The following is a 13158-nucleotide window of genomic DNA, read 5'->3' as shown; positions in this document are numbered from 1 at the left end:
TCACGCCTTTTCCCACGCCAGCCTTAGCCGTTCCCGGGTCGCAGCCCCCATGCGCCCTAGCCCGCAGGCTTTTCGCATGGCCTGCAGAGCCGATTCTTCATCCAGTCCTTTGTCTTTCTGCTCACGCGCCAGCCGAACAAGGATTTCCAGCGGGAGCAGGGCCGGATCCACACTTTTGCCCGCCAGAATCGTCGGAAAATGGAAATCTTCATCCTCTGCGGGCATGTTTTCCCAGAAGAAGCAGCCGGCATCCTCCACCGTACGAGGCATATCCGACGGAACCGCCTGAAGAATCCGTTCGCGAATCTGACGGCCTGCCCTTGCGAAGCCATGCGCTTTGGAAATCTGCTGAACCAGCACGCTTTCATGAACCGGACCGTTTTGCGCGACGGTCGCCCGAATCAGGGTTTCCAGTACGGGCAGATACTCATCATCCCCGAATCGGGCGGCATCGACTGTCGCAGCATTTCGAACAGGTGGAGTCATAACTTCTGCATTAGGCGTTTCCCCGGACATCCCGGCAAAACGCGCATAGAGCGGCTTCTCTTCCGGCAGAATCTCCTCGACCTTCCGAATCTCCGGCGCCTCTTCCATGGGCGGAGAGCCGTCTGCCGACGCGGCTTCCTCAGCACGCATCAGACGCATAGCCTCCAGACATCCGGTCAGGGCCTGATCGAGACGCACGACTTCCCGTTCGGCGTTCAGCCACCAGTCGGTCGACCAGACACGCAGAATCGTCCAGCCCAGCGTTTCCAGCACTGCCTGCCGTAACCGGTCCCGGTCCTGGGCCGTCGCGCTGCTATGGTAGGTCGCACCGTCGCATTCCACACCCGCCAGGAAAGTACCCGCCTGATCCGGATCGACGATGCCCAGATCAATGCGGAACCGTGACACCCCGATCTGGGGCCGGACCTCCCAGCCCCTTTCCCGCAGCATCGCGGCCACTTCCATTTCAAACCGGCTGTCATAGTCGCCAACCGATCCTTCATGCAGCCCCGCCAGCGCGCCCGCCCCGTGTTCCGCAAACGCCAGGAATTTGCGCAGATGCGAGACGCCAAGCGCGGAACTGCGCCCCGGATCAATCTGCTCGGCCCTGAGGGAACCGAACACGATCAGCTGCTGACGCGCGCGGGTCACGGCCACATTCAGGCGACGCTCGCCGCCAACGCGGTTCAGCGGACCGAACGAAACGTAAGGCGCGCCCTTCAGTTCCGGCGCATAGGTCAGGGAGAACAGCATCACGTCGCGTTCTTCACCCTGCACGTTCTCAAGATTCCGGACGAATACGGGTTCCGCCGCGTCAATCCCGAAAAAACGTACCAGCGCGGCATCCTCGGACTGCGCCCTGTCCAGCAGATCCGTAATCAGGTTCTGCTGCTCCGCATTGAAGGTCACGACACCAACGGAACGCCCGTCATCCAACCGCAACAGGCGCAGGACCTCCGCGACGACAGCCCGCGCCTCCGCCGGATTGGTCCGCGCTCCACCCCGCTGGTAATTGCCATCCTCCACAAACCGGAAGGAGACGGCCCTGTCCTGCGTCACGGTGGACGGGAAGGTAATCAATTCCCCGCCATAATACTGCATATTGGAGAAGGCGATCAGGCTTTCATGGCGGCTCCGGTAATGCCATTTCAGGCTGATTTCCGGCACACCCGCGGCCCGGCATTCATCCAGGATCGACTCCATGTCCGCTTGGTCGGGGTTCTCATCCTCCGTTTCATTGCGGGAAAAGAAACTGGTCGGCGGGAGCTGTTTGGGGTCTCCCACCACGATCACCTGCCGTCCCCGCCCAATGGCGCCGATCGCATCCCATGTCGGAATCTGTGAAGCTTCATCGAAGATCACGAGATCGAACGGTTCGCTGCCCGGCGGCAGATACTGCGCGACGGAGAGCGGGCTCATCATCAGACAGGGGGTCAGCGTTCGGATCGCACGGGGAGCATCAGAGGCCAGCTTACGAATGGGCATCTGACGCGCTTTCTTCTGTGTCTCCCGGTGGATCAGCACATACTGCGCATCCCGCCGCCGTACCTCCTCGCCCGGGACCGTTCCCAGAAGACGCGCCCGGATCAGCGCAGATGCCATCCGGGAGGCCTCTTTGTCCCACGTCCGGAAACGCTCGATCCGATCTTCATGTGTCGCCGCCACGAAACCGCGCAATGTCGGTTCCTGATCCACAACGGATGGAAGCCACCACTGCGCATAGGATGCTTCCAGCACGTCCTGAAGACTGTCCGGACCGACACATCCATCGAGAAGCGCCGTGACAAGCGGCTCCAGCCCGACCCGTCCGGCGTCATGACAGACCCTGCGCCACGCACACCAGTCTCGCAGGTTGCGTCCCTGCTCCTGCCAGTCCTTCATCCGGTCGCCCAGACGCTGCATCCAGTCCGGACCGTCTGGAACCGTCTGCATCATGTCGCTGGCAGCCAGTTCCGAAAGCGTCTGCACACTGGCCTGTACGGCTGCCAGAGCCGTCTGGAACGCCGCAATCTGCCGTCCGACCATACCCGTCTCTCCCAGAAGATCGCGTCCTTCGGTCAGAAGATCCCTGACCTGCCGGCGCAACGTCAGCAGTTCCTGAATGTCCCCGACGCACCCGGCCAGAGCCGCGCGCAGCTCTTGCCCCCAGGCCAGTTCAGCCTCGATCCGGCCAAAATCCGTTTTCCGGCCCGCCCAGAGCAGACCCACCACCTCCGCATGCGTCGTTTCGAAAAGGCGTTTCTCCAGTTCGCCGAGCGCCACGAGCCGCTCCAGTTCCGGCGTCAGATCTTCCGGCAGGGCGCTGCTTCCCGCCGCGTCCTCCAGACGGCGCTTCACCGCTTTCTGTCCGCTTTTCCGCGCCAGCAGCCATTTGCCCGACGCCTCCTGCCAGTCCCGCAGCAGATCCGCTGCCGGAAGGGCCGCTATATCCTTCCACGTCACGACAAGCTGGGCTTCGAGTGCTTCGTATTCCGCCACGACAGTGCGGTCAGCCAGAACGGCCTGTACCCGCTCTGCGGCATCATCCTGCAAGGCCCAGACCCCCGTCCCCGCTTCCGGACGCAGCAACAGAGAACAGAGACTGGCAACCCTCTCCAGACGGGCCTGTGAGCGATCCTCTCCCGTCAGGCCAAGCGTGCGGAACATCTCCTCCGAACTGCGCTCCAGCCCCTCAAGCGCCGCCTTCACGACACGCGCCTGCTGAAGAAGGTTCTCCTGCCAGCGGGAAGTCCAGTCTTCCTGTTCGATCCCCACAAGATGTGGCGTCAGGACAGCCTGCCCGAACCGTTCATAGAGGCTACCAAGAGCGGATGCCGTTTCCTGCAACCGTTCCCAGCCCGTGGCATCATGAGCAGCCGGTCCGTCCCACCGCATCGTCAATCGCGGCGTTGCCCTGCGCTCTGCTTCCAGTAGCACACCGATGGCCCGGTAAGGCGTCCAGCCATTGGGCCAGCGCCGATGCAGGTCATGGACATAGGCATTGAGTTCTCTGCGCGTCTCCGCCAGCCGGGCCTGGGTCTGTGTCCAGTCCCCTTCCGAAAACTGCTCACATGCGTTCTGGACCGCCTGGAACTGCTGGAAAACCGCTCCCCGCCCGGCCTGCGGGGAAAACAGATCCAGACAGAACTCTCCCAGCCCGACTGCCTTGAGACGGTTGCGCACGACTTCCAGCGCCGTCCGCTTCTCCGCGACGAAAAGAACCGTTTTTCCCCGCGCCAGCGTATCAGCGATGATATTGGCGATGGTCTGGCTCTTTCCGGTCCCCGGAGGTCCGATCAGAACGAAATTCTCTCCCGCCGCCGCACGGGCCACCGCGGCCATCTGCGAGGAATCCGCCTCCATCGGGCAGACCAGCCCCGCCTGTTCCAGCGCCTGATCCATTCCGTCCATGGAGGCTTCGAAGCTGGCCGCCGGGAACGGGTGATCCGCTCCGTCCTCCGCGCTCACGCCATCCAGCAGCCGGACGGCCACCGGATTGACCCGCAGACTGTCCTGCCGCTCCTGAAGATCCTTCCACATCAGGAACTTGGCGAAAGACAGGGTCGTCAGACAGACCCGTTCCACCACCTCCCAGTTCGACTGATCCCTGAGCCGAGCGCGGAAAATATCCAGAATACGCCGTACATCCAGCCCGGACTCATCCTGCGGCAGCTCCCCTTCGAATTCGGGAAAACGCATCCCAAAATCCTGCCGGAGAACCTCCAGCAGACTGCCATTGATCCGGCTTTCATCCGTGTGGGACCGCAGACGGAACGGCGCATTGACGCTCGATCGCTCCAGCACGACCGGCACGAGAACAAGCGGTGCCCGAGCCTGACGCTCCCGCCCGCGCGGTTCCCAGAGCAGTTCCCCAACCGTCAGGAACAGGATGTTGGCCCCGCCTTCCTGCTCGGCCGCACGTGCCTTGCGATAAAGTTCCGTCAGGGCCGTCTGAAGGGCAGCTTCCTCTCGCCCCACCAAGATTTCCCCGTGCTCCAGCCCTTCGGCTACCAATGTGCAATACCGGTCCTCGCTATGGCGCTCCTGATGCAGTGCCGCACTGCGCGGATCGCTGCCATCCATCAGTTCGGGACGTGCGCGCAGCCTCAGTGCAGGACGCCCGTCCCCCTCCCGCATGGCTGCCAGACGGTCTTCCAGTGCAGACGCGTCAATATGCGCAAACTCGACAAGCTGCTTTTCCGACTTCGGAAGATTCAGCAGCCGGCTCCGGCCGGAAATATCCAGAAGCCGCGTACACCACCGCTCCAGCCGCCCCGCCGGCGTCTCATCCATCTCATACGTCCGGTTCTCTTCCCGCAGGTCCGGCGCTGCCAGAAGCGGCGGCGCCGGGGACGCAACCGCCTCGTCTTCCACAGGATCAGCCATGCTCTTCCGAACCTGGGACAGCGGGCGGATTTTCCGCAGCCGCGCCCGATGAATGTCGATGACCTCTTCGAACGTCCCGTCATCTTCCAGATGGATGCGTCCCACCGCACATCCCCGGGCAAAATCCGGGCAGTTCGGCAACGCCACCAGTGTGGTCTCGAAAACGCAGATGTCATCCAGCGCCAGACGGTTCCGCACCCCGGGTAGATCCTGGAGAATGGTCGTGCCCGATTCCTCGCGGGACAGCCACAGCCCGGCCAAAGCATGCCCCCGCGTCATCACCAGCAGCGGTCGTAGCCCGATCGCTTCCAGACAGGCCGTGAACAGCAGCGTCGTATCCAGACAGGTTGCCAGCCGCTCTTCCACGATCTGCGACGGCAACCGCACACGCTGTCCGTTCTCCACGAAAGACGCCGGCGGATTCACGTAAGTCAGCTTCAGTTCGGCAATTGCACACCAGATCGCCTGCGCCTGTTCCCAGACCCGCTTCTTGCTCCCCTGATACCCTTCCAGAGCCGGGGACTGTCCGGCTTTCTCCAGCAATGCCGATGCCGAACGCAGGATGCGTCCCACCGCCGGATCGTTGGGTAGGGCGAACGCCGCCAGAAGGTCCGGCAACCCCGCCAGTCCACCCCAGTCACTCCGGCACAGGACCCGAACCGACCGGCTGACGGATGCCAGTTCCACCCGTGGCCCGTCTTCGATAATTTCCGAAACCGTAAAGTGGACCTCGGCCCGTGTCCCTTCACTCAGCGCGGCCAGAAAAGCCCCGTCGAGTTCGACATCCAGATGATCCACCGCCCGGAACTGCCCCGCCCCTAGGGACTGTAACCGCCACGACCGGGTCTGGATGACAGGCGGTTCACAGCATAGCGTGATTTCAAGCTGCGATATGTCGCGATCCGTCCCGTTCCGGACAGCCAGTTCCAGCAGCACCGGAACATGGTTCTCCCACAGCGCACTGCTGATGGTCTCCCGCAACGCAACCGTCAGTTCGACGGCGGGTGCGGGATGCTCCGGTTCCGCATAAGCCTCCACATCCGTCTCCACCGATGCGGACGGATGCGCTCCTTCTTCCGTATCAGCCATGTCGGGGAGATCGGTTTTGTCGGAAGGAGCATCAGTCATTCTGTGTCACCACATCTGAGAGAAAGGAGGCGTTACAGCCAGAATACAGAAAGCTGACCAACACTCCATGACCCCGCGCAATCTTCGCACACTCCGGCTCCTGGCGGATGAGCACAAAAAAACCCGCCCGGTCCAAGGACCAGAACGGGTTTTTTCATGACAGTCCCGCCACCAGACGGCGAACTATCAGATAACGCCCTCACCGCTCGCCGCTTCGATCTCCGCGCGGACGCGCTGGATTTCACGGCTGATACGGTCATGGGTATCCACGTCATTCGGCTCAATCTGGGCCCATTGGGTCTCCAGATCACGCAGACGGTCGCGGGCTTCGTCAGCAGACAGTTCGGACAGCTTCTGGGCTGAATCTGCCAGAACGATGCAGTGATCCGCACCCATGTCCGCGAAACCACCACCGACGAAATACCGGTCGACGATTTGTTCGCCCTCGTACAGAGCAACCACCCCGCCGCGCAGCTGAAGCATCAGCGGCGCACGCTCCGGCATGGCTGCAATATCGCCCTCCATGCCCGGAAGAACCGCCATGTCGACATCACGTTCGACAAGGCGCTTTTCCGGACTGACGATCTCGATGCGTAGCGGCATCGGATCAGGCCTCCTGCTTCATCTTTTCGGCCTTGGCCTTGGCTTCGTCGATATCGCCGACCATGTAGAACGCGCCTTCCGGCAGATCGTCATACTCGCCGTTCACAACCGCCTTGAAGGAACGGATGGTGTCTTCCAGAGCGACCAGCTTGCCAGGCGCGCCGGTGAAGACCTCGGCCACATGGAACGGCTGCGACAGGAAGCGCTGGATGCGACGGGCGCGGCCAACGATCTTCTTGTCCTCTTCGGACAGCTCGTCCATGCCCAGGATGGCGATGATGTCCTGCAAGCCCTTGTAGGTCTGGAGCGTCTGCTGGACCTTGCGGGCCACGTCGTAATGCTCCTGTCCGACGATCTTCGGATCGAGCGAACGGGACGTGGAATCCAGCGGATCAACAGCCGGATAGATCCCCATTTCAGCGATCGAACGGTTCAGAACCGTCGTGGCATCAAGATGGGCGAAGGTCGCGGCCGGAGCCGGATCGGTCAGATCGTCGGCCGGAACATACACGGCCTGAACGGACGTGATGGAGCCCTTTTTCGTGGAAGTGATGCGCTCCTGAAGGGCACCCATCTCCGTCGCCAGCGTCGGCTGATACCCTACGGCGGACGGGATACGGCCCAGCAGGGCGGACACTTCGGAACCGGCCTGCGTGAAGCGGAAGATGTTGTCAACGAAGAACAGCACGTCCTGACCTTCCTCGTCACGGAAGTATTCCGCAACGGACAGGCCGGTCAGCGCCACGCGCGAACGTGCTCCCGGCGGCTCGTTCATCTGGCCATAGACCAGTGCAACCTTGGAGCCTTCGGTCGATCCGTCTTCACCGATCTTGATGACGCCCGCATCCTGCATTTCGAAATACAGGTCGTTGCCTTCACGGGTCCGCTCACCCACGCCGGCAAACACGGACACGCCGCCATGCGCCTTCGCGATGTTGTTGATGAGTTCCTGGATGATGACGGTCTTGCCCACGCCGGCGCCACCGAACAGACCGATCTTGCCGCCTTTGAGGTAGGGGCAGAGCAGGTCAACAACCTTGATGCCCGTCACGAGGATCTCGGACGCCGCGGCCTGATCCTCGAAGGAGGGAGCCGGACGGTGGATCGGGGAATACTTGTCGCTCTTGACCGGCCCGCGCTCGTCGATCGGCTCGCCGATAACGTTCAGGATGCGGCCGAGTGTCGCCGGTCCAACCGGCACCATGATCTGCTTGCCGGTGTCACGGACTTCCGAACCGCGGACAAGACCGTCGGTCGTGTCCATGGCAATGCAGCGAACCTGGTGTTCGCCGATTTCCTGCGCCACTTCGAGAACGAGCGTATGATCGCCGTTCTGGACATGCAGGGCGTTCAGGATATGCGGAAGGTCGCCTTCGAACTGCACGTCAACCACCGGACCACGCACCTGGGTGATGCGTCCGACCACGTTATTGGCAGCTTCGGAAGAAGGGTTAAGGGTCTCGGACATCGGTTTCGTCTCCTGCGTGATCTCAAACGGCTTCGGCGCCGGAGATGATCTCGATCAGTTCGTTGGTAATGTTGGCCTGACGCGTGCGGTTGTACTTCTGCGACAGACGGTCAATCGCCTTGCTCGCATTGCGGCTGGCGCTGTCCATCGCGGTCATCCGCGCACCCTGTTCCCCGGCTGCGCTTTCCAGCAGGGCTGCAAAGATCTGGACCTGGAGGTTACGCGGCAGAAGCTGCGTCAGGAGAGTGCCCTCGTCGGGCTCGAATTCATATTGCGCTGCATCGGAGTCATCCGCGGCGTTGTCGTTTTCCGGTATCGGCAGCGGCACAAGCCCGGCCTGTACCGGAACCTGCGTCATGGCGTTGACGAAGCGGTTATAGACCAGCGTGCAACGGTCGATCTCACCGGTCTCAACCATACCGGCGATACGGCTGCCCACATCGCTCGCCTTGTCGAAGCCAACGTCACGTCCTTCGGTCCCGGCCATACGGTCCACGATCATGTCAGGATAATGCCGAACCAGAATATCCGCGCCCTTGCGGCCAACCGGCAGGATGCGGACGGTCTTGCCATCCGCCGCCAGCCGGTCGATCAGCTGCCGGGCACTGCGGACGACATTGGCATTGAAGCCACCTGCCAGACCACGGTCGGACGTCAGAACCACGACCAGATGCGTCTGATCCTTGCCCGTACCGGCCAGCAGGGGCGGCAGACCCGCCGCATCCGCACCGCGGCTCGCCGAAGCCAGCTCCGCCATCATGCGGCGCATGGCCTCGGCATACGGACGGGCCGCCTCAGCCTGGGACTGGGCGCGTCGCAGCTTGGAGGCCGCGACCATTTTCATGGCGTTCGTAATCTTGCGCGTCGATTTGACGCCCGTGATCCGTCCGCGCAGTTCCTTCAGCGAGGGCATGGATTATCCTCAGGCCGTAAAGCGCTTGCCGTAGGCTTCCAGCAGCTCCTTGAGCTTGCTTTCCGTCTCCGGCTTGATCTGGCGGTCATTGCGGATGGCGGCCAGGATATCGGCGCCGGGTCCACGGACTTCGGAAAGAAGACCAGCTTCGTAAGCCACCACCTTATCCACGGGGATCGGGTCCACGAAACCGCGCGTCCCGGCAAACAGCACAACCACCTGCTCCTCAACGGGAAGCGGAGAGGTTTCCGGCTGCTTCAGCAGTTCGACCAGACGAGCGCCACGATCCAGCTGCTTGCGGGTGGCCGGGTCCAGATCGGATGCGAACTGCGAGAACGCAGCCATTTCGCGATACTGCGCCAGTTCCAGCTTGATCTTGCCGGCAACCTGCTTCATCGCCTTGATCTGCGCAGCGGAGCCGACACGGGAGACCGAGCCACCGACGTTCACAGCCGGGCGGATACCCTTGTAGAACAGGTCCGTCTCAAGGAAGATCTGACCATCCGTGATAGAAATCACGTTCGTCGGAATATAGGCGGCCGTATCGCCGGCCTGCGTTTCGATGACCGGCAGCGCCGTCAGGGAACCGCCACCATGCGCATCGGACATTTTCGCCGCACGCTCCAGCAGACGGGAGTGCAGGTAGAACACGTCACCCGGGAACGCTTCACGGGCCGGCGGACGACGCAGCAAGAGCGACATCTGACGATATGCGACGGCCTGCTTGGACAGGTCATCGTAACAGACGAGCGCGTGCATGCCGTTGTCACGGAAATACTCGCCCATGCTGCTGGCCGTATACGGGGCAAGATACTGCATCGGCGCGGAATCGGAAGCCGTCGCAGCCACGACGATGGAGTATTCCATCGCACCCTGCTCCGTCAGCGTCCGGACCAGATTGGCCACCGTGGACCGCTTCTGACCGATCGCGACATAGATGCAGTACAGGGACTTCTTGGGGTCACCACCGGCATTGACCGGCTTCTGCGCGACGATGGTGTCAATCAGGATGGCGGTCTTGCCGGTCTGACGGTCACCGATGATCAGCTCACGCTGGCCACGCCCGATCGGCACTAGGGCGTCAATGGCCTTGATGCCGGTCTGCATTGGCTCGCTGACCGACTGACGCGGCATGATGCCCGGAGCCTTCACCTCGGCGCGGCGGTGTTCCACGTCCGTCAGCGGTCCACGGCCGTCAATCGGATTGCCCAGACCATCGACAACGCGGCCCAGCAGACCCTTGCCGACCGGAACCTCGACCACTTCCTTCGTCCGCAGGACGGTATCGCCTTCGCGGATCTCGTCGCCGTTGCCGAACAGAACGACACCGACATTATCGGCCTCGAGGTTCAGAGCCATGCCCTTCAGGCCGCTCCCCTCGAATTCGACCATTTCACCGGCCATGACATTCGTCAGACCATAGACACGGGCGATACCGTCACCGATGGACAGGACGGTTCCCGTCTCGGAAACGGTTTCGACCTTGTCGAAAGACGCAATCTGCTGCTTGAGGATGTCCGAAATCTCGGCGGGACGGATATCCATCACGCGGCTCCCTTCATGGCGTTCTGCAGGCGGGTCAGGCGCCCGGCGATCGAGGTATCAAACAATGTGGAACCGACACGTACGGTCATGCCCCCGATCAGGGAGGCATCCGTGCGTTCGGTGAGGGACACGCGGCTGTATCCGGCTTCGGCCAAACGGGCCTGAAGCTGGCTGCGCTGCATGTCCGTGAGAGGCTGGGCGGAAATGACTTCGGCGGGCACTTCACCGCGCAGACGGGCATCAAGGGCCAGCACGCCATCAAGAATGGTCGCCAGATCCCCCAGACGAAGGTTTTCCGCCACCACACCCACGAACCGGCACAGCACGTCGCCGAAGCCCAGCTTCGTCACCAGCGCCGACGCCACCTCGCGGGAGCGGCGGATATCCAGACGCGCATCAGCCAGGAACTTGCGCAGGTCGTCACTCTGAGAAATGGCGTCCCGAAGTCCGCGCACCTCCTTCAGGACATCGGACAGGCTGGCCTGTTCCGATGCATAGTCATAGAGCGCCCGGGCGTAACGCTGCGCAACGCCCTCTGTGTGTCCAATCTGCGGCACCTGTGTCACCGTCACACGCGTGTTCCGTCTCACTTTTCCGCCGCAGAATGCGGCCAGGACCAGCTTATCCAGTCCCTTGCATGAAATATTTGTCCGGATCAGGCACACACGACCCTGCACAGGATTCGTCTGAAACCCGGTCCTCCACTTGGGGCCGCCTCTAGCACGGCGTCTCCTTCCAGCGCAACCGAGAGCACACCCGAAAGCACCAGAAACGCCCCATGTTTGCATTTCACTCCCGTCCGCGGGCATTCTCGGGGCTCACCTTCGCGTGCCTCCCATCCGGTTTTTCATTTTTCCATGGAGACTTCATGTTCATCCAGAAGCGCCTTCTCGCAGTTCTGGGCGCCCTGTCTGCCTGCGCCACTTCACCCGCCCTCCACGCAGCCCCCGTAGAAGACAAGCCGTCCTTTCCCACCATCGCCTACTGGGACAACTGGACGGACAGCCAGGGCGTCACGCACCTGACCAAGTGCAGGCTCTCGACTTTCCACGAGGGAACGATCACCCCGACGGCAGACAAGGTCATGTTCAGCACGGCCCATGTCGGGCAGGCCAGCGAGCAGATCCGCGTTCAGCCCCCGCACTGGAAAGGCGGCTGGAACCGGAGCCGGCATGTGGAGTGGGTCGTCCCGCTGTGGGGCACATATTTCGTGCAGGCCATGGATGGCACGAGCGTCGAGCTGAATGCCGGCGACATTCTCCTGAGCGAGGACCTGAATGCCTCTCCGGACAAGGACGGGCACACCGGGCATCTGTCGGGCAATGTGGGGGACGCGCCGGTCGCGTTGCAGATCACGCGCTTCGAACAGGCGACGCCGCGGACCGAATCCTGCAAATGGCAATGATTTTCAGGGAAGGGATACTGGAGCGGGCGAAGGGAATCGAACCCTCCTCAGAAGCTTGGAAGGCTACTGCATTACCACTATGCTACGCCCGCTCAGATCGGGACGTGATATTGCAGATGACGGCACCATTCGCAAGGGGGGAATTCCGAATTGAAAAATAAGGTTGCGATCCCGTGGATGGGGCCTTGACTTTATGCTCCGGACGTTCTCTCTTCCGCCCACTATCGCTGGCATAGTCCCCGAGGGTCCGTGCCTGATAGATAGGGGCGTAGCTCAATTGGCTAGAGCGTCGGTCTCCAAAACCGAAGGTTGTGGGTTCGAGACCCTCCGCCCCTGCCACCCCGTTTCACCGGATGTCCTTCCCGGAGCCGGGAAATGGATTTTCACTTGATTCGAGGATGATGGTGTCGGTCAGTACCCCGAAAGACGAGTCGCGGAAGACGGCGCCTCAAAAGAACGGATCCGGCTTCAACCTGATCGCATATCTTCGGGACGTTCGTGCCGAAGCCAAGCGCGTGACATGGCCGACCCGTCGTAACACCGTCATCACGACGGGCGCGGTCCTGGCCATGGTTACCGTGACCTGCATTTTCTTCTTCATCGTGGATCAGATCATCGGTCTGGGCGTCCGCGAACTTTTTGGCGTTGGAGGCTGAGGTCCGCACCATGGCGAAGCGTTGGTACGTTGTGCATGTCTATTCCGGGTTCGAGAAAAAGATCGCGAACCACATCAAGGAACAGGCCGCACAGAAGGGCCTTTCCGATCATTTCGAGCAGATTCTCGTTCCCGCCGAGGACGTGACGGAAGTGCGTCGCGGACGCAAGGTCAACACGGAACGCAAGTTCTTCCCGGGCTACGTGCTGGTGAAAATGGAACTGACGGACGAGGCCTGGCATCTCGTCAAGGACACGCCCAAGGTGACCGGCTTCCTCGGCACCCGCAACCGTCCGACCCCCATCACCTCGGCTGAGGCCGACCGCATCATGAAGCAGGCCCAGGAAGGCGTAGAGCGTCCGCGTTCGGCCCTGACCTTCGAGATCGGCGAACAGATCCGCGTGGCCGACGGCCCGTTCACCTCCTTCAACGGCATGATCGAGGATGTGGACGACGAACGCCAGCGCCTCAAAGTCAGCGTCTCGATCTTCGGCCGTTCCACGCCTGTGGATCTGGACTTCAATCAGGTCGAGAAGCTCTGAGCTTCTCTCTCCTCACCCCATAAAAAAAAGCTCCCTTCGTCGGGAGGC

Annotated in this window: 9 protein-coding genes and 2 tRNA genes; 4 read left to right on the top strand and 7 right to left on the bottom strand. The window is 62.0% G+C overall.

Annotated features, from left to right (window positions below; all coding sequences use genetic code 11):
- The 6 genes from GMO_RS12910 to atpH form a co-directional block, all read right to left on the bottom strand.
- Positions 1 to 5979 carry a DUF3320 domain-containing protein gene (locus GMO_RS12910; RefSeq protein ID WP_008852887.1) on the bottom strand — a complete coding sequence of 1993 codons (5979 nt, stop codon included), beginning with the start codon at positions 5977 to 5979 and terminating at the stop codon, positions 1 to 3.
- 186 nt (positions 5980 to 6165) lie between these two features.
- Complete coding sequence (locus GMO_RS12905; protein ID WP_008852886.1) at positions 6166 to 6582, bottom strand: F0F1 ATP synthase subunit epsilon; 417 nt, start codon at positions 6580 to 6582, stop codon at positions 6166 to 6168.
- 4 nt (positions 6583 to 6586) lie between these two features.
- Positions 6587 to 8050, bottom strand: a complete 1464-nt coding sequence (gene atpD, locus GMO_RS12900) for a F0F1 ATP synthase subunit beta (RefSeq protein WP_008852885.1) — start codon at positions 8048 to 8050, stop codon at positions 6587 to 6589.
- 22 nt (positions 8051 to 8072) lie between these two features.
- Positions 8073 to 8963, bottom strand: a complete 891-nt coding sequence (locus GMO_RS12895; RefSeq protein ID WP_008852884.1) for a F0F1 ATP synthase subunit gamma — start codon at positions 8961 to 8963, stop codon at positions 8073 to 8075.
- A gap of 9 nt (positions 8964 to 8972) precedes the next feature.
- Positions 8973 to 10508, bottom strand: a complete 1536-nt coding sequence (gene atpA, locus GMO_RS12890; protein ID WP_008852883.1) for a F0F1 ATP synthase subunit alpha — start codon at positions 10506 to 10508, stop codon at positions 8973 to 8975.
- Positions 10508 to 11080 (bottom strand): ATP synthase F1 subunit delta, encoded by a 573-nt coding sequence (atpH, locus tag GMO_RS12885; RefSeq protein WP_050801486.1) that lies wholly within the window; start codon positions 11078 to 11080, stop codon positions 10508 to 10510. The genes atpA and atpH overlap by 1 nt, the downstream gene beginning before the upstream one ends.
- A gap of 296 nt (positions 11081 to 11376) precedes the next feature.
- On the opposite strand from atpH, the gene GMO_RS12880 reads away from it, so the two are divergent.
- Positions 11377 to 11913 carry a cupin domain-containing protein gene (locus GMO_RS12880; RefSeq protein WP_008852881.1) on the top strand — a complete coding sequence of 179 codons (537 nt, stop codon included), beginning with the start codon at positions 11377 to 11379 and terminating at the stop codon, positions 11911 to 11913.
- An 18-nt stretch (positions 11914 to 11931) separates the two neighbouring features.
- Here the strand turns inward: GMO_RS12880 and GMO_RS12875 are convergent.
- A tRNA-Gly gene (locus GMO_RS12875) sits at positions 11932 to 12005 on the bottom strand.
- A 170-nt stretch (positions 12006 to 12175) separates the two neighbouring features.
- On the opposite strand from GMO_RS12875, the gene GMO_RS12870 reads away from it, so the two are divergent.
- The 3 genes from GMO_RS12870 to nusG all read left to right on the top strand — a co-directional run bounded on the left by GMO_RS12870 (position 12176) and on the right by nusG (position 13110).
- Positions 12176 to 12252, top strand: a tRNA-Trp gene (locus GMO_RS12870).
- 62 nt (positions 12253 to 12314) lie between these two features.
- Positions 12315 to 12569: a preprotein translocase subunit SecE gene (secE, locus tag GMO_RS12865; RefSeq protein ID WP_245528505.1), complete on the top strand. Its 255-nt coding sequence runs from the start codon at positions 12315 to 12317 to the stop codon at positions 12567 to 12569.
- 10 nt (positions 12570 to 12579) lie between these two features.
- Complete coding sequence (gene nusG / locus GMO_RS12860) at positions 12580 to 13110, top strand: transcription termination/antitermination protein NusG (protein ID WP_040509739.1); 531 nt, start codon at positions 12580 to 12582, stop codon at positions 13108 to 13110.
- Positions 13111 to 13158 lie beyond the last annotated feature (48 nt).

The sequence above is a fragment of the Gluconobacter morbifer G707 genome, assembly GCF_000234355.1.
Taxonomy (GTDB): domain Bacteria; phylum Pseudomonadota; class Alphaproteobacteria; order Acetobacterales; family Acetobacteraceae; genus Gluconobacter; species Gluconobacter morbifer.
This window is presented reverse-complemented; position numbering and strand designations above follow the sequence as displayed.